Source organism: Pseudomonas iranensis, from assembly GCF_014268585.2.
Lineage (GTDB): Bacteria > Pseudomonadota > Gammaproteobacteria > Pseudomonadales > Pseudomonadaceae > Aquipseudomonas > Aquipseudomonas iranensis.
On the sequence record NZ_CP077092.1, the window covers coordinates 2,552,751 to 2,569,101 of the forward strand.

A 16,351-nucleotide genomic window follows, 5' to 3' on the forward strand; every position below is an offset into this window, starting at 1 on the left:
TCACTTCCTCGGGTCGAAGGCATCGCGAGCGGACTCGCCGATAAACACCAGCAGACTCAACATCAGCGCCAGCACGGCAAACGCACTCATGCCCAGCCACGGCGCCTGCAGGTTGGATTTGCCTTGCGCGACCAGTTCGCCCAGCGACGGACTGCCGGCCGGCAGGCCGAAGCCGAGGAAGTCCAGCGCGGTCAGGGTGCCGATGGCGCCGGTGAGGATGAACGGCATGAAGGTCATGGTCGAGACCATGGCGTTGGGCAGGATGTGGCGGAACATGATCGCGCCGTTCTGCATGCCCAGCGCGCGGGCGGCGCGCACGTATTCCAGATTGCGCCCGCGCAGGAACTCGGCGCGCACCACATCGACCAGACTCATCCACGAGAACAGCAGCATGATCCCCAGCAGCCACCAGAAATTCGGCTGGACGAAACTGGCGAGGATGATCAACAGATACAGCACCGGCAGCCCCGACCAGATCTCCAGAAAACGTTGCCCGGCGAGATCGACCCAGCCGCCATAAAAGCCCTGGAGGGCACCGGCAATCACGCCGATGATCGAGCTCAGCACGGTCAGCGTCAGCGCAAACAGCACGGAAATGCGGAAACCGTAGATCACCCGCGCCAACACGTCGCGGCCCTGATCGTCGGTGCCCAGCAGGTTGTCCGCCGAGGGCGGCGCCGGGGCCGGGACTTTCAGGTCGTAGTTGATGCTCTGGTAGCTGTAGGGGATCGGCGCCCACAGAATCCACGCGTCCTTGGCCTTGAGCAGCTCACGGATGTACGGACTCTTGTAGTTGGCTTCCAGCGGGAATTCGCCGCCGAACGCGGTTTCCGGGTAGCGCTTGATCGCCGGGAAATACCAGTTGTTGTCGTAATGCACGACCAGTGGCTTGTCGTTGGCAATCAGCTCGGCGCCCAGGCTCAGGCCGAACAGAATCAGAAACAGCCACAGCGACCACCAGCCACGCTTGTTGGCCTTGAACAGTTCGAAGCGCCGGCGGTTGAGAGGGGACAGGTTCATCTCAATGCTCTCTGCTTGCGAAGTCGATACGCGGATCGACAAAGGTGTAGGTCAGGTCGCCGATCAGTTTCACCACCAGCCCGAGCAGGGTGAAGATGAACAGCGTGCCGAACACCACCGGGTAATCGCGGTTGATAGCCGCTTCGAAACTCATCAGGCCGAGGCCATCGAGGGAGAAAATCACTTCCACCAGCAGGGAACCGGTGAAGAAGATACCGATGAATGCCGACGGAAAACCGGCAATCACCAGCAGCATGGCATTGCGGAACACGTGGCTGTAGAGCACGCGATGGCGGGTCAGGCCTTTAGCCTTGGCGGTGACCACATACTGCTTGTTGATCTCGTCGAGAAAGCTGTTCTTGGTCAACAGGGTCATGGTCGCGAAGTTGCCGATCACCAGCGCCGTGACTGGCAGTGCCAAGTGCCAGAAGTAATCGAGGATCTTGCCGCCCAGGCTCAGCTCATCGAAGTTGTTCGAAGTCAGCCCGCGCAGGGGAAACCAGTCCAGATAACTGCCGCCGGCAAACACCACGATCAGCAGGATCGCAAACAGAAACGCCGGGATCGCATAGCCGACGATGATCGCCGAACTGGTCCAGACATCGAAGTGGCTGCCGTGCCGCGTGGCCTTGGCGATGCCCAGCGGGATCGACACCAGATACATGATCAGCGTGCTCCACAGCCCCAGCGAGATCGACACCGGCATCTTTTCCTTGATCAGGTCGATGACCTTGGCGTCGCGGAAGAAACTGTCGCCGAAATCCAGCTGCGCGTAGTTCTTGACCATGATCCACAGGCGTTCCGGGGCCGATTTGTCGAACCCGTACATGTGCTCGATTTCCTTGATCAGCGCCGGGTCCAGCCCCTGCGCACCACGGTAGGACGAACCGGCCACCGCGACCTCGGCACCGCCGCCGGCAATCCGGCTGGTGGCGCCTTCGAAACCTTCGAGCTTGGCGATCATCTGCTCGACCGGCCCGCCGGGCGCGGCCTGGATGATCACGAAGTTGATCAACAGGATGCCGAACAGGGTCGGGATGATCAGCAGCAGTCGCCGAAAGATATACGCCAGCATCTGATTACTCCGTGCCCGCAGGGTCGGCTTGCAGTTGGGTTTCGACTTCTACGGCAGGCTTGGCGTCAGGCTTGACCCACCAGGTGTTGATGCCGATGTCGTACTTGGGCGAGGTTTTCGGGTGGCCGATGTGGTTCCAGTAGGCCACGCGCCAGCTCTTGATGTGCCAGTTCGGCACCACGTAGTAGCCCCATTGCAGTACGCGGTCCAAGGCCCGAGCGTGGGCTACCAGGCTTTTGCGCGAGTCGGCGTTGATCAGGCTTTCCACCAGTTGGTCAACGGTCGGATCCTTCAGACCCATGCTGTTGCGGCTGCTCGGCTTGTCGGCGGCGGCGCTCATCCAGTATTCGCGCTGCTCGTTGCCCGGCGAGTTGGACTGCGGAAAGCTGCCGACCATCATGTCGAAGTCCCGCGAGCGCACGCGGTTGATGTACTGCGAGACGTCGACGCGGCGGATCACCAGATCGATGCCGAGGTCGCTGAGGTTGCGCTTGAACGGCAGCAGCACCCGTTCGAATTCGGTCTGGGCAAGAAGAAATTCGATCACCACTGGTTTGCCGGTGGCGTCGACCATTTTGTCGTCGACAATCTTCCAGCCAGCCTCTTGCAGCAGTTGATAGGCCTCGCGCTGCTGCGTGCGGATCATGCCGCTGGCGTCGGTCTTGGGATTTTCGAAGGCTTCGCTGAACACCTGGGCCGGTAGTTTGCTGCGGAACGGTTCGAGGATCTTCCGTTGCTCGGCGTCGGGCAGGCCGGTGGCGGCCATTTCAGAGTTTTCGAAGTAGCTGCGAGTGCGCACGTAGGCGCCGTTGAATAATTGCTTGTTGGTCCATTCGAAATCGAACAGCAGCCCGAGAGCCTGACGCACGCGCACATCCTGGAACACCGGTCGGCGCAGGTTGAACACGAAGCCTTGCATGCCGGTCGGGTTGCTGTTGGGGATCAGTTCCTTGATCAAACGCCCCTCGGTGACCGCCGGAACGTTATAGGCGCTGGCCCAGTTCTTCGCGGTCATCTCCAGCCAATAATCGAACTGCCCGGCCTTCAGCGCTTCGAGGGCGACGGTGTTGTCGCGGTAGTAGTCGGTGGTCATCGTGTCGAAGTTGTAGAAACCACGGTTGACCGGCAAGTCCTTGCCCCAGTAATCCTTGACCCGCTCGTAACGTACCGAACGGCCGGCCTTCACTTGGGTGACCTTGTACGGGCCGCTGCCCAATGGGATTTCCAGATTGCCCTTGTTGAAGTCGCGGCTGGCCCACCAGTGTTTCGGCAGGACCGGCAACTGGCCGAGGATCAGCGGCAGCTCGCGGTTGTTGCTGTGCTTGAACTTGAACAAGACCTTCAGCGGGTCTTCGGCGATGGCTTCGGCAACGTCGTTGTAGTAGCCGCGAAACATCGGCGAGCCTTCCTTGGTCAGCGTCTCGAAGCTGAACACTACATCTTCGGCGCGCACCGGGTGGCCGTCGTGAAAGCGTGCTTCCGGGCGCAGGTAGAAACGCACCCAACTGTTGTCATCGGCTTTTTCTATCTTGCTGGCAATCAGGCCGTACTCGGTGAACGGCTCGTCGAGGCTGTGTTTGGTCAGGGTGTCGTAGATCTGGCCGATGTCATCGGCGGGCACGCCTTTGTTGATGAACGGGTTGAGGCTGTCGAAGCCGCCGAACCCGGCCTGACGAAACACGCCGCCCTTGGGCGCATCGGGATTCACATAGTCAAAATGCTTGAAATCGGCCGGGTATTTCGGCGGCTCGTTGTACAGGGTCACGGCGTGTTGCGGGGCGGCCCAGGCCAGCCCGGCGAACAGCAAGCCGCTGGCCTGCACGAGCAGGGTGCGAACAGCGTTCATCGATCTTTCTCCGAAGACTTCAGCCACCACGCGCTCAAGCCCAGGGTGTAGGGCGGCGTGGTGACAAAGGCCAACCGGTTGCGGTAGGCCAGACGGTGATAATTGAGGTACCAGTTGGGAATGCTGTAGTGCTGCCAGAGCAGCACGCGGTCGAGCGCCTTGCCGGCGGCGACCTGCTCGTCGCGGGTGCGCGCGGCGAGCAATTGTTCGAGCAGGTGATCGACCACCGGATTGGCGATGCCCGCGTAATTCTTGCTGCCCTTGACCTTCACCTGGCTGGAGTGGAAGTACTGCCACTGCTCAAGGCCCGGGCTCAGGGTCTGGCCGAGGGTCATCGAGATCATGTCGAAATCGAATTGGTCGAGGCGCTGTTTGTACTGGGCGCGATCGACGGTACGCAGGCGCGCCTCGATGCCGATGCTGTTGAGATTCTCGATGTACGGCTGATAAAGCCGCTCCAGGCTCGGGTTGACCAGCAGCAGTTCGAAACGCAGCGGTCGGCCGTCTTTGTCTTGCAGGCGCTGGCCGTGGAGCTTCCAACCGGCCTCGGCGAGCAGGGCGAGGGCTTTACGCATGGTCTCGCGCGGGATGCCACGGCCGTCGGTTTTCGGCAGGGTGAACGGCTCGGTGAACAGCCGGGCTGGCAACTGCTCCTTGTAAGGCTTGAGCATCAGCCATTCATGCCCGATTGGCAAACCAGACGCGGTGAATTCGCTGTTGGGGTAGTAGCTGGTGGTGCGTTTATAGGCATCGCTGAACAGTGCGCGGTTGGTCCATTCGAAGTCGAACATCAGGCCCAGCGCTTCGCGCGTTCTGACATCGGCGAAGGTCGCGCGGCGGCTGTTCATGAACAGGCCCTGAGTCTGCGTCGGGATCTGATGCGGGATCTGCACCTTGATCACTTCGCCACGACGTACAGCAGGGAAGTTGTAACCGTTGACCCAGTTCTTTGCCTGATGCTCGATGTAGATGTCGAACTCACCGGCCTTGAAAGCTTCGAAGGCGACATCGCTGTCGCGGTAGAACTCGACTTCCATGCGATCGAAATTGTACTTGCCGCGATTGACCGGCAGATCCTTGCCCCAATAATCCTTGACCCGCTCGAAAATCAGCTGCCGACCCGGCGTGACCGAGGTGATGCGGTACGGCCCGCTGCCCAGCGGCGGTTCGAAGGTGGTGGCTTTGAAGTCGCGGTCTTTCCAGTAATGCTGCGGCAGTACCGGCAATTCACCCAGGCGCAGGATCAGCAGCGGATTGCCCGAGCGCTTGAACACGAAACGAATGCGCTGCTTGTTGAGGATGTCGACCCGCAGCACTTCCTGCAGGGCCGTGCGATACAGCGGATGACCGTCCTTGAGCAGCGTTCGATAGGAGAATGCCACGTCGTAGGCGGTGATCGGCGCGCCGTCGTGAAAGCGCGCTTCGGGGCGCAAATTGAATACGACCCAGCTGCGATCTTCGCTGTACTCCACCGATTGTGCGATCAAACCGTAGCTGGAGGCGGGTTCGTCGCCGGACGGCGAATACTGCCCGGTGCCAACCATCAGCGGCTCGTTGAGCTCGTTGATGCCGTACTGGAGAAAATTGGCGGTGGTGACCGGGCTGGTGCCCTTGAAGGTATACGGATTGACCGTATCGAAGGTGCCGAACGCCATCACCCGCAACGTACCGCCTTTGGGCGCTTGCGGGTTGACCCAGTCGAAGTGGGTAAATCTGGCCGGGTACTTGAGCGTGCCGAACTGCGCATAACCGTGACTTTCGGTAATCGTCGCGCTTGCGGGTGAGCTCAAGGCCAGGCTGATCAGGAGCAGGGAGAGGGCACGCTTCAAGTCAGATCCGATCCAGCGGCTTGGGCTTTGTGGGCCGTACAGTAACAGCTTGTCTGGACAGGAAAAAGATGCGGGTTAATGCCGGGTTAATCGTTTGCGCGAAGAGCCCCTCACCCTGACCCTCTCCCAGAGGGAAAGGGGACTGATTGCGGTGATTGGAAGAGTTGCAGCGACTTGCAGTCTTGAATCGAACTCGAGTTTGAAAAGCATGGAGATCGGCTCCCTTTCCCCCTCGCCTGCGGAGAGGAGTGGGCTGGGGGGACCTGGCGAAAGATCAAACGCCCCTCACCCTAACCCTCTCCCGGAGGGAGAGGGGACTGATTGCGGTGATTGGAAGAGTTGCAGCGACTTGCAGTATTGAATCGAACTCGAGTTTGAAAAGCATGGAGATCGGCTCCCTTTCCCCCTCGCCCCCCTTGGGGGAGAGGGCTGGGGTGAGGGGGATGGATCCAAAGCACACCACAAAAACTTCATCCAAAAAAAAGCCCCTGAATTCTCAGAGGCTTTTTCAATCAATGCGGCTGATAAACCGTAAGCATCTGCCCCGGCTTCAACGCTTTACCCGCACCCGGGTTCCAGCGCTTGAGATGTTGCATCTCGACGTTGAAGCGCTTGGCCACCACATACAGGGTGTCGCCACGCTTGACCTTGTACTGGGTCTGCTGCTTGCTCTCGTTCTTGCCTTTGGTCGTGGTATTCGCCGCGACCACGGTGTTGACCCGGCCGGACTTGCGCGCCGGTGCACGCTTGGTGTTGTCCTGCATGACCAGGGTCTGGCCGACCTTGAGGTTCTTGCCGGTCAGCTTGTTCCAGCGCTGCAGATCCTTGACTTCGACCTTGTTGGCCTTGGCGATGGAGCCGAGGTTGTCGCCACGCTTGACCCGATAAGCACGTTTGAGCTGCGCCACTTCCGACGGATCGGCGCCTTCGAACACCGGTTTCAGCGAGCGCGGGCTGATCAGTTCGTCCGGGCGCATGGTCTGCAGACTGGCGGTCAGCAGTTGCGCCTTGGACGTTGGCACCAGCAAATGCTGCGGACCGTCGATGGTGGTGCGCTGTTTGAACGCTGGATTGAGCTGGAACAGTTCGTCTTCATCGATGTTCGCCACCGCAGCGACCTTGGACAGGTCCATGCGCTGGTTGATTTCGACGACCTGGAAGTACGGCTCGTTGGCGATCGGGTTGAGGTTGACGCCGTAGGCTTCAGGCGCCAGTACCACTTGCGACAGTGCCAGCAACTTCGGCACATAGGCCTGGGTTTCCGCCGGCAGCGGCAGGTTCCAGTAGTCGGTGGGCAGGCCGAGCTTCTCGTTGCGCTCGATCGCCCGGCTGACGGTGCCTTCACCGGCGTTGTAGGCCGCCAGAGCCAGCAGCCAGTCGCCGTTGAACATGTCGTGCAGGCGGGTCAGGTAATCCATCGCTGCAGTGGTCGAAGCGGTGATGTCGCGACGACCGTCGTAGAAACGCGTCTGGCGCAGGTTGAAGTAGCGCCCGGTGGACGGAATGAATTGCCACAGGCCCACCGCATCGGCGCGGGAGTAGGCCATCGGGTTGTACGCGCTCTCGATCACCGGCAGCAGGGCCAGTTCCAGCGGCATGTTGCGCTCTTCGAGGCGTTCGACAATGTAATGAATGTAGAGGCTGCCGCGTTCGCCGGCATTCTCGAGAAAAGAGGGATTACTGGCGAACCACAGGCGCTGTTGCTCGATGCGCGGATTGACGCCAAGGCCTTCCTGCAACTGGAAGCCCTGGCGCATGCGTTCCCAGATGTCCTGGGGCGCCACGGGAGTGGGCTTCTCGGTCAGCCAGATCGGCTTCTGCTTGGCTCGCGCAGCAATGTTCGGCGTGTGCGTCGCTTCAGTCTGCGGAGCGTGGCTGGAGCAACCCGCCAGCGTGGCGGACACAGCCACCGCGATGGCTTGCGCCAAGCGGGTCAAAGCATCTGAATTGACGGACTTACGTATGGATGACGACATTGGCTGGAAGTAAGTTCCGGGCAAAAATGTCGGGCGATTCTAGAAAGCGCACCCCCTGCGGTCAACCATTGAGAATTTTTGTCCCGGCCGGTGCGCTTGTCAGAACTTGTCCTTCCATGCCCGCAGAGCCGCAAATACCTCGCTCGGCTCCCGGTTTTGAGCGCCTTCCCGTTCGTCCACTTTTTGTGTAACCAATGTTTCAGAAGTGCGTAAAAACGGATTGGTAAGCTTTTCCAGGGCCAAAGTCGACGGCAATGTCATCACGCCGTTCTGCCGTTGCTGCGTGACCTTTTCCAGACGGGCGGCGACTTCCGGATTGCCCGGCTCGACGGCGGCGGCAAATTTCAGATTGCTCAAGGTGTATTCGTGGGTGCAGTAAACCAGCGTATCTTCCGGCAGGGCCGCGAGACGGCTGAGCGAGTGGTACATCTGCTCGGGCGTGCCTTCGAACAACCGGCCGCAACCGGCGGCGAACAGGGTGTCGCCGCAGAACAGCAGGCCATGGTGGTAATAGGCGATGTGCCCCAGGGTGTGGCCGGGCACCGCATAGACGTCGAAGTCCCAGCCGAGCACGCTGACGCTGTCGTTGTCCTTGAGCGCTATGTCACGCGCCGGAATGCTTTCGCTGGCCGGGCCGTAGACCTTGGCACCGGTCGCGGCTTTCAGGCGCTCGACGCCGCCGACATGGTCATGGTGATGGTGAGTGATCAGAATATCGCTGAGCACCCAGCCCGGATGCGCATCGAGCCACGCCTGCACCGGGGCGGCGTCGCCCGGATCGACCACCGCACAGCGCTGGGTCTGATGATCCTGTAACAACCAGATGTAGTTGTCGGTGAACGCGGGCAGGGCACTGATCTGTATCATCGTCGGAATTCGCCAAGCGGAAAACATTGGCGCATCTTAGTAGTTCCTGGCGCGTTGGAGAATGACATGACCGATAAAGCGTTCGCTCAGGCCGATCCCGACTGGCTGGCATTGATCAGCGCCGCCCGCGAATGGCTGTCGGGGCCGCTCGGGCAATTTCTGCTGGATGAAGAGCGGCGCATGCTCGACGACGAGCTCGGCCGGTTCTTCGGCGGTTATCTGGTGCATTACGGCCCGTCCGCCGAAACCCCGCCGGCCGCGCCGCAAGTGCAGCGTAACGTGCGTCTTGGCGCGCCGTTGCCCGGGGTCGAGATCGTCTGCGAAGAGCAGGCCTGGCCGTTGAGCGAGCACGCCGCCGACGTGGTGGTGATGCAGCATGGCCTGGATTTCTGCCTGTCGCCCCACGGTTTGCTGCGTGAAGCGGCGAGCAGCGTGCGCCCCGGCGGGCATCTGCTGATCATCGGCATCAACCCCTGGAGCACCTGGGGGCTGCGGCATTTCTTCGCCAATGATGCCCTGCGCAAGGCGCGCTGCATCTCGCCGTCGCGGGTCGCCGACTGGCTCAATCTGCTGGGCTTTGCGCTGGAGAAACGCCGCTTCGGGTGCTATCGTCCGCCGCTCGCGTCGCCCAAGTGGCAGAACCGTCTGGCCGGCTGGGAACGCAAGGCTGGTGACTGGCAGCTGTCCGGCGGTGGCTTCTATCTGCTGGTGGCGCGCAAGATCGTGGTGGGGCTGCGGCCGTTGCGCCAGGAGCGCCGCGAGCCGATGGGCAAGCTGATTCCGCTGCCGATGGCCAAGGTCAACCGCCGCCGCATCGAACCGTAAATCTTCTTTTATTTGTGGCCGGGCTTGTCCCGGCCGCGGTCATTGTCGATCCGTGATTGGCAGGACAGGCATTTTTCTGGAAAGACTGGCATGAGCGAAAGCGTGGAAAGCGTCGACACCGTAGAACTGTTCACCGACGGTGCCTGCAAGGGCAACCCCGGCCCCGGCGGCTGGGGCGCGCTGCTGGTGTGCAAGGGCGTCGAAAAGGAACTGTGGGGCGGCGAGGCCAACACCACCAACAACCGCATGGAGCTGCTCGGCGCGATTCGTGGTCTCGAAGCACTCAAGCGTCCCTGCGAAGTGCTGCTGGTCACCGACTCGCAATACGTGATGAAAGGCATCAATGAGTGGATGGCCAATTGGAAGAAGCGCGGCTGGAAAACGGCTGCGAAAGAGCCGGTGAAGAATGCCGACCTGTGGAAAGAGCTGGACGAGCAGGTTAATCGCCACAAAGTCACCTGGAAGTGGGTGCGCGGGCACATTGGCCATCACGGTAACGAGCGGGCTGACCAGTTGGCTAACCGTGGCGTGGATGAAGTTCGCGGTTACAAGCAGAGCTGATTTCGCTTCTAACCGTGGCGTAGCCGTTCGCGAGCAGGCTCGCTCCCACATTGGAATGCATTCCAGGCCTTGAATTGCAATGCATTCCAATGTGAGAGCGAGCCTGCTCGCGAAGAGCTCGCCACGGTCTGACTGAAACACCCCGCCGAGCGTGTTAACATCCGCGCCTTTGCCCGATTGACCCGTTGAGAGCTGAGCACTGATGGCCACCAGATCCGTTGTACTCGATACCGAAACCACAGGCATGCCGGTGACCGATGGTCACCGGATCATTGAAATCGGTTGCGTCGAACTGATCGGTCGGCGCCTGACGGGCCGGCATTTCCACGTTTATCTGCAACCGGATCGCGAAAGCGACGAAGGTGCGATCGGTGTGCACGGCATCACCAACGAATTCCTCGTCGGCAAACCGCGCTTTGCCGAGGTCGCCGATGAGTTCTTCGAATTCATCAAAGGCGCGCAGCTGATCATCCATAACGCGGCGTTCGACGTTGGCTTCATCAACAACGAATTCGCTTTGATGGGCCAGCACGATCGCGCCGACATCACCCAGCACTGCACGATCCTCGACACCCTGATGATGGCTCGGGAACGTCACCCGGGGCAGCGCAACAGCCTCGACGCGTTGTGCAAACGTTACGGCGTCGACAACTCCGGCCGTGAACTGCACGGCGCCTTGCTCGACTCGGAGATTCTCGCCGACGTCTACCTGACCATGACCGGCGGCCAGACCAGCCTGTCGCTGGCCGGCAACGCCTCCGATGGCAATGGCACGGGCGAGGGTGCCGACAACTCGGCTACGGAAATCCGCCGCCTGCCGGTCGATCGTCAGCCAGCACGCATCATCCGGGCGACTGAAGAAGAACTGGCGGCGCATCTGGTGCGGCTGGAAATCATCGCCAAATCGGCGGGGGCGCCGGCGTTGTGGACGCAGATTGCCGAGGCTGATGCGCAGGCCTGAAAAACCTGAAGATCAAAAGATCGCAGCCTCCGGCAGCTCTTACCGTGATTGCATTCCATAGTAGGGACCAGGCAGGCAGCGATTTTTTGCGTTTGGCGACATGGAGCCAAGTTGCCACTCTCGCCACATTCGCTGCAACCCACTACCCTGAGTGCACTGGTCAGGTGCAAACCTGCCGCCTCAGGACACTGAGCCTCATGTATAAAGAGTTGAAATTCACGCTGGCGATCATCCATCGCGACAACAAGGTCGACACCGTCGGCTGCGTCAAGGAATGAGGACTTTTCCCAGTATGCAACCGGTCATGAATCCGAAATACCCAGGGTTGTCGGTGCGCGTCGCCGACGAAGGTTTCGCGCCATATATCTGGGGCAGTGACTTCAGTTTCGAAGTCGCTGCCTATGGCGCTGCCGTGATCGGCAAGCCGGTCGAGCAGTGGCCGGTGACGCCGATCGTGCCGTACCGCAAGTGCTACGGTATTGATCCCGAAGAATTCAGCGCCTTTCACAACGCTCCCGATAGCGCGATTTTCATGGCGTATCTGGACGATGAGCCGGTCGGTCATCTGGTGATCAGCACCAACTGGAACGGTTTTGCCCACATTGATGAACTGGCGGTGCATGCCCCGGCCCGCCGCCATGGCGTGGCCAAGGCGTTGCTTGATGTAGCGCAGTTCTGGAGTCGCAAGAAAAAGCTGCCGGGCATCATGCTCGAAACCCAGAACAACAACCTCGGCGCCTGTCGTCTGTATGAGCGTTGCGGTTATGTGATCGGCGGCATCGACCAGTTGCGCTATCGCGGCATCGATCCGCACACCGCCGAAGTCGCCTTGTTCTGGTATCGCCTGTTCGATAATCCGCTGGAAAAACCACTCAGCTCGACAACATCGCCTCGGCTTGTTCCGTGACGATGGTCAGCAGTGTCTGAATCGCCGCCGACGGCGTGGCATGTTTGAAGGTCAGGGCGTAGAGACTGATCGGCACTGCCGGTGACAGCGGGCAGACGTCAAGCCCACCGGCGCGGGCGCCCAGCGCGGTGAAGGGGTCGACGATCGCCAGGCCTTCGCCGGCCTCGACCATGCTGCGCATCATCTGATGGGTCTGCACGCGGGTCTGAATGCTTGGCGCCGGGCGCAGGGCCTGGAGTTTGTTTTCCAGTGCCGGGCTCAGCGGATCCTGACCTTCGGGACCGACCATGGCCTGACCGGCCAGATCTGCCAGGGATATGTATTTCTGCTTGGGTTGCAGCCAGCCGTGCGGAGCGAGCAATTGCAGCTTGCCCTGGGCCAGCGGCTGGCAGTGGATATCGGGATGTTCGGGATCGTGCAGGCTCAGGCCCAGATCGCTTTCGCGCAGTAACAGGCTGCGGACGATGTCGCGAGTCGGCGCGCTGAGCAGGCTGCACGGTGCGTCGGGCAGGCGACGACGCAGGGTCGCAAGGCTTTGTGGCAGTAATTGTTGAGCCAGCGGCGGGGTGCCGATGATGCGCAAGGGCGGGGCGAGGTATTGCTTGAGGCTGCTGGCCAGGCGCTGCACCGGCTCCAGCGCCTCATAGATATGCGCGATTTCCACTTGCAGGGCGCGCGCTTCGGGGGTCGATTGCAAACGCCCGCGAACGCTGGCAAACAGCATGAACCCCAGCTGACTCTCGGCTTCGCGCAAACGCTCTTCGACTTCGGTCACCGGCAGTTGCAGCCATTCGGCGGCGGTGCCCAGGTGACCGGTCTGCAAGAGCGCCTGAATCACTTCGATGTGGCGTAAACGCATGCGTGAAGTCCATGTTCAGCAGGTGGGGTCAGACGCTGAATCCTACCCCAAGTCCGCTCGCATGACTTCTGCTCATAACGCTGGGTTATTGAGCGACGGTTGGCTCAGGTTCGCGAATCAGGGTAATGCCTGATTGAACCAGGAGAAACTCGCTGTCACTGACTTTATTGACCCGATCGCCAATAGCCAGTCTGTAAATGGGCTCCGAGCCAGTGGATCCGTCTGCAGACGGGTTCGATTCCTGGAATTCATGCACGGAATAAACGCGGCCTTCCGCATCTCTTGCATGAAACTGACCGACGAGTACTGCTGCCATCTGCTTAGAACCTCTGGAGATAAAACGCTTGATTTGCGGCTTTGTAGACCGTCACCAAGCTCGGTAAGTTTTCCTACAGGAAAAAAATATTCGCCGCGCAGGAAAAACCAATGACCACTGGTGAAAGCGCCACTGGATCATCTATAACTAGCGACTCTTCCCACGGACCATCGAGAGTCATCCATGAGCAATGTCTACAACGTCGCTGTAGTGGTCGGTAGCCTGCGCAAAGCATCGATCAATCGCAAAGTCGCACTGGCCCTCGCCGAACTGGCGCCGGCCAATCTCAAGCTCGAGATTGTCGAAATCGGTGAGCTGCCGCTGTACAACGAAGACATCGACGGCGCTTCTCCGCCGGCAGCCTACAGCACTTTCCGTCAGAAAGTGGCGTCATCCGACGCGGTGCTGTTTGTCACCCCCGAGTACAACCGCTCGATTCCGGCACCGTTGAAGAACGCCATCGACGTCGGTTCGCGTCCTTATGGCCAGAGCGCCTGGAGCGGCAAACCCGGTGCGGTGATCAGCGTATCGCCAGGCGCCATCGGTGGCTTCGGCGCTAATCAGCACCTGCGTCAGACGTTTGTTTTTCTCGATATTCACTGCCTGCAACAGCCGGAAGCGTATCTGGGCGGTGCGGGCGCCGCGTTTGATGAAGCGGGCAAGCTGAGCGACTCGGTGAAACCGTTCCTGCAAAAATTCATCGATGCGTACGGCCAGTTCGTCGAGCAACACAAGAAATAAGCTCACCGAAACTCACTGTGGGAGCGAGCCTGCTCGCGAAGGCGGACTGTCAGATAACAATTTCTCGTCTGACACTCCGCCTTCGCGAGCAGGCTCGCTCCCACATTTGTTTGATTTCCACCCGTTTCGCTATTTGAAGGCTTCTGCGAATGCTCGCTCCGTCACTGATTTTCCTGCTGACCATCACCCTCGTCATCTGGCAACCCAAAGGCCTCGGCGTCGGCTGGAGTGCAACGCTGGGCGCCGTGCTGGCGTTGATTTTCGGCGTCGTTCACCTCACGGATATCCCGCTGGTCTGGCAGATCATCTGGAACGCGACCGGCACCTTCGTGGCGCTGATCATCATCAGCCTGTTGCTCGACGAGGCTGGCTTTTTCAATTGGGCGGCGCTGCACGTAGCGCGTTGGGGGCGGGGCAGTGGGCGCAAATTGTTTGCCTTCATGGTGCTGCTCGGCGCGCTGGTCTCTGCGCTGTTCGCCAATGACGGTGCGGCGCTGATTCTCACGCCGATCGTGATTTCGATGCTGTTGGCGTTGCGCTTTTCACCGGCGGCGACGCTGGCCTTCGTCATGGGCGCCGGGTTCATTGCCGACACGGCGAGCCTGCCGCTGGTGGTATCGAACCTGGTCAACATCGTTTCGGCGGACTTCTTCCACATCGGCTTCAACCGCTATGCAGCGGTGATGGTGCCGGTCAACTTCGTCAGCGTGGCGGCGACGCTGGGCATGTTGCTGTGGTTTTTTCGCCGCGACATCCCGGCGGCGTACGATCCTGCACAACTGGAAAACCCGCATACCGCGATCCACGACAAAGCGACCTTCTATGCCGGTTGGGCGGTGCTGGTGATCCTGTTGATTGGCTGCTTCGCTCTGGAACCGCTGGGCATTCCAATCAGCGCTATTTCGGCGGTGTGTGCCGCGCTGCTGCTGGGTATCGCTGCGCGCGGTCACAAAATCTCCACGCGCAAGGTTATGAAAGAAGCGCCGTGGCAGATCGTGATTTTCTCGCTGGGCATGTACCTGGTGGTGTACGGCCTGCGCAACGCCGGGCTCACCAGTTACCTCGCCGGTTGGCTGGACGTGTTCGCTGAGCACGGTGTATGGGGTGCGGCCATGGGCACCGGGGTGCTGACGGCGCTGCTGTCGTCGATCATGAACAACTTGCCGACGGTGTTGATCGGCTTGCTGTCGATCGACGCCAGTCAGGCCAGCGGCGTGATCAAAGAAGCGATGATCTACGCCAACGTGATCGGCAGCGACCTGGGGCCGAAGATCACTCCGATCGGCAGTCTGGCGACCTTGTTGTGGTTGCATGTGCTGGAGCGCAAGGGCATTCACATTGGCTGGGGCTATTACTTCCGCGTCGGGATTGTGCTGACGGTGCCGGTGTTGCTGGTGACGTTGGCGGCGCTGGCGGTGCGGTTGTCCCTATAGACCGAGTTGCTCTTTTCGCGAGCAGGCTCGCTCCCACAGGGATCGCATTCCACATTTGAAATGCATTCTCTGTGGCAGCGAGCCTGCTCGCGAATTGGGTCAGACACCACAAATCTCAGGTTTGCCCCGGCACATTCGGCCAAAGATCCGCCACCAGAAACAACCGCTCGGCCTCTTCCCATTCGCCCAGGGTATTCTCGGTCAGGCGCACCATCAACTGCGCCGGGGCCAGTGCTGGCAGGTCTTCCAGCCACAAGCGCAGGTGCTCATCTGTCCAGACCTGATCCGCCGGGTAATGCGCCGGCGCCAGCCAGGCGTGGCGGGGCAGGGGTTGCCAGCGGCCCGGCGGGCGTTGGGCGACAAACGCCGGCCAGTCCTTCTGATGCAGCCAGCTGCCACGCAAATGTTGCGGATGCGCGCCGTGCGGTGAGTCGGCCTGCCCGGGCCACGGATACAGCAGATAACCGCCCAGCCACAGCTGCGCGCTGAAGGTTTCGATATCCAGCGCCGCGAGCACTTCGCGGCTTTCCGGGCGCGCCGAGATCGGCAATTGATGCTCGGCCAGATGCGCCAGTTTGCGATCCAGCCGATCATGACAACCCGGCCCCAACCACTGCGCCGGATCGCGGCCATCGCCATCCTGCGGGCCAAGGTAGAGCTTGATCGCGAGTTCCAGATGGTGCACGCCGTCGCGGTCACGCAGCAGCATGTCCAGCTCGCCGAGGGTGTGCCCGGCGCGGCGGATTGGCAGGTTGGCGGCGATCAGTTCGATGCCCGGCGCATGCGAGACGGCGAACTGCCAAAGACGCTCGTAATACAGACCCAGACGCCGGGTGCGCGCCTGCGCCAGCCATTGCAGCAGGGCGTAACTGTCGTGGTCGAGCTGGCGCAGCCAGTGTTCGAGGTGCTGTGGGTCGTGCACCCAGTCGCTGCCGGCGAGCGGATGGCGCTGCGGCCACGGCGTAGCGGCGAGCATCGGCGGCGCGAGGATCACCCACGCCAGGTCCCGCACTTCGGGATGGCGTAATCGATGGGGCAATTGCAACAAGTCGGGAAACAGGATCATCTTGCGAGCATAGCCTTAAACCTGAGCGCACCCTTGAGGCTGAAAGGATTTTGTCTATCTGGCGCTTTC

General features: G+C 60.7%; 15 protein-coding genes. 6 read left to right on the forward strand and 9 right to left on the reverse strand.

What is annotated here, in order from left to right; all coding sequences use genetic code 11:
* The 6 genes from HU724_RS11420 to gloB all read right to left on the reverse strand — a co-directional run bounded on the left by HU724_RS11420 (position 1) and on the right by gloB (position 8,613).
* Entirely contained in the window at positions 1-1,020 is a 1,020-nt protein-coding gene (locus HU724_RS11420) for an ABC transporter permease (protein ID WP_016774153.1), read from the reverse strand.
* 1 nt (position 1,021) lies between these two features.
* On the reverse strand, positions 1,022-2,095 hold the full coding sequence (locus HU724_RS11425) for a microcin C ABC transporter permease YejB (protein WP_186569230.1): 1,074 nt from the start codon (positions 2,093-2,095) through the stop codon (positions 1,022-1,024).
* 4 nt (positions 2,096-2,099) lie between these two features.
* On the reverse strand, positions 2,100-3,941 hold the full coding sequence (locus HU724_RS11430; RefSeq protein ID WP_122506907.1) for an extracellular solute-binding protein: 1,842 nt from the start codon (positions 3,939-3,941) through the stop codon (positions 2,100-2,102).
* Positions 3,938-5,770: an extracellular solute-binding protein gene (locus HU724_RS11435; RefSeq protein ID WP_186569231.1), complete on the reverse strand. Its 1,833-nt coding sequence runs from the start codon at positions 5,768-5,770 to the stop codon at positions 3,938-3,940. The genes HU724_RS11430 and HU724_RS11435 overlap by 4 nt, the downstream gene beginning before the upstream one ends.
* 512 nt (positions 5,771-6,282) lie before the next feature.
* Positions 6,283-7,746, reverse strand: coding sequence for a transglycosylase SLT domain-containing protein (locus tag HU724_RS11440; RefSeq protein WP_186569232.1), 1,464 nt, complete (start codon positions 7,744-7,746; stop codon positions 6,283-6,285).
* A 99-nt stretch (positions 7,747-7,845) separates the two neighbouring features.
* On the reverse strand, positions 7,846-8,613 hold the full coding sequence (gene gloB / locus HU724_RS11445) for a hydroxyacylglutathione hydrolase (RefSeq protein WP_122750756.1): 768 nt from the start codon (positions 8,611-8,613) through the stop codon (positions 7,846-7,848).
* Positions 8,614-8,679: 66 nt separating this feature from the next.
* Here gloB and HU724_RS11450 point away from each other — a divergent pair, with 66 nt between their 5' ends.
* From HU724_RS11450 to HU724_RS11465, 4 genes are all read left to right on the forward strand, one after another.
* On the forward strand, positions 8,680-9,438 hold the full coding sequence (locus tag HU724_RS11450) for a class I SAM-dependent methyltransferase (protein ID WP_041480625.1): 759 nt from the start codon (positions 8,680-8,682) through the stop codon (positions 9,436-9,438).
* 90 nt (positions 9,439-9,528) lie between these two features.
* Positions 9,529-9,999 (forward strand): ribonuclease HI, encoded by a 471-nt coding sequence (rnhA, locus tag HU724_RS11455; protein WP_007910572.1) that lies wholly within the window; start codon positions 9,529-9,531, stop codon positions 9,997-9,999.
* Between the two features lie 202 nt (positions 10,000-10,201).
* Positions 10,202-10,960, forward strand: a complete 759-nt coding sequence (gene dnaQ / locus HU724_RS11460) for a DNA polymerase III subunit epsilon (protein ID WP_133339872.1) — start codon at positions 10,202-10,204, stop codon at positions 10,958-10,960.
* A 292-nt stretch (positions 10,961-11,252) separates the two neighbouring features.
* Positions 11,253-11,867 carry a GNAT family N-acetyltransferase gene (locus HU724_RS11465; RefSeq protein ID WP_016774208.1) on the forward strand — a complete coding sequence of 205 codons (615 nt, stop codon included), beginning with the start codon at positions 11,253-11,255 and terminating at the stop codon, positions 11,865-11,867.
* On the opposite strand, the gene HU724_RS11470 is transcribed toward HU724_RS11465, so the two are convergent.
* Positions 11,833-12,726: a LysR family transcriptional regulator gene (locus HU724_RS11470; protein WP_186569233.1), complete on the reverse strand. Its 894-nt coding sequence runs from the start codon at positions 12,724-12,726 to the stop codon at positions 11,833-11,835. The genes HU724_RS11465 and HU724_RS11470 overlap by 35 nt on opposite strands.
* Positions 12,727-12,811: 85 nt before the next feature.
* Positions 12,812-13,042 (reverse strand): hypothetical protein, encoded by a 231-nt coding sequence (locus tag HU724_RS11475; RefSeq protein ID WP_016774209.1) that lies wholly within the window; start codon positions 13,040-13,042, stop codon positions 12,812-12,814.
* A gap of 183 nt (positions 13,043-13,225) precedes the next feature.
* On the opposite strand from HU724_RS11475, the gene HU724_RS11480 reads away from it, so the two are divergent.
* Positions 13,226-13,783, forward strand: coding sequence for an NADPH-dependent FMN reductase (locus HU724_RS11480; RefSeq protein WP_186569234.1), 558 nt, complete (start codon positions 13,226-13,228; stop codon positions 13,781-13,783).
* 149 nt (positions 13,784-13,932) lie between these two features.
* A complete protein-coding gene (locus HU724_RS11485) occupies positions 13,933-15,216 on the forward strand; it encodes an arsenic transporter (protein WP_186569235.1) in 1,284 nt (427 codons plus the stop codon).
* Positions 15,217-15,331: 115 nt separating this feature from the next.
* Here the strand turns inward: HU724_RS11485 and HU724_RS11490 are convergent, their stop codons facing one another.
* Positions 15,332-16,282 carry a DUF1853 family protein gene (locus HU724_RS11490; protein WP_186569236.1) on the reverse strand — a complete coding sequence of 317 codons (951 nt, stop codon included), beginning with the start codon at positions 16,280-16,282 and terminating at the stop codon, positions 15,332-15,334.
* Positions 16,283-16,351 lie beyond the last annotated feature (69 nt).

What these genes read in the sequence shown, in the direction of transcription:
- HU724_RS11420 (WP_016774153.1), bottom strand. Translation starts at nt 1,020, where the DNA reads ATGAACCTGTCCCCTCTCAACCGCCGGCGCTTCGAACTGTTCAAGGCC.
- HU724_RS11425 (WP_186569230.1), bottom strand. Translation starts at nt 2,095, where the DNA reads ATGCTGGCGTATATCTTTCGGCGACTGCTGCTGATCATCCCGACCCTG.
- HU724_RS11430 (WP_122506907.1), bottom strand. Translation starts at nt 3,941, where the DNA reads ATGAACGCTGTTCGCACCCTGCTCGTGCAGGCCAGCGGCTTGCTGTTC.
- HU724_RS11440 (WP_186569232.1), bottom strand. Translation starts at nt 7,746, where the DNA reads ATGTCGTCATCCATACGTAAGTCCGTCAATTCAGATGCTTTGACCCGC.
- gloB (WP_122750756.1), bottom strand. Translation starts at nt 8,613, where the DNA reads ATGATACAGATCAGTGCCCTGCCCGCGTTCACCGACAACTACATCTGG.
- HU724_RS11450 (WP_041480625.1), top strand. Translation starts at nt 8,680, where the DNA reads ATGACCGATAAAGCGTTCGCTCAGGCCGATCCCGACTGGCTGGCATTG.
- rnhA (WP_007910572.1), top strand. Translation starts at nt 9,529, where the DNA reads ATGAGCGAAAGCGTGGAAAGCGTCGACACCGTAGAACTGTTCACCGAC.
- dnaQ (WP_133339872.1), top strand. Translation starts at nt 10,202, where the DNA reads ATGGCCACCAGATCCGTTGTACTCGATACCGAAACCACAGGCATGCCG.
- HU724_RS11465 (WP_016774208.1), top strand. Translation starts at nt 11,253, where the DNA reads ATGCAACCGGTCATGAATCCGAAATACCCAGGGTTGTCGGTGCGCGTC.
- HU724_RS11470 (WP_186569233.1), bottom strand. Translation starts at nt 12,726, where the DNA reads ATGCGTTTACGCCACATCGAAGTGATTCAGGCGCTCTTGCAGACCGGT.
- HU724_RS11475 (WP_016774209.1), bottom strand. Translation starts at nt 13,042, where the DNA reads ATGGCAGCAGTACTCGTCGGTCAGTTTCATGCAAGAGATGCGGAAGGC.
- HU724_RS11480 (WP_186569234.1), top strand. Translation starts at nt 13,226, where the DNA reads ATGAGCAATGTCTACAACGTCGCTGTAGTGGTCGGTAGCCTGCGCAAA.
- HU724_RS11485 (WP_186569235.1), top strand. Translation starts at nt 13,933, where the DNA reads ATGCTCGCTCCGTCACTGATTTTCCTGCTGACCATCACCCTCGTCATC.
- HU724_RS11490 (WP_186569236.1), bottom strand. Translation starts at nt 16,282, where the DNA reads ATGATCCTGTTTCCCGACTTGTTGCAATTGCCCCATCGATTACGCCAT.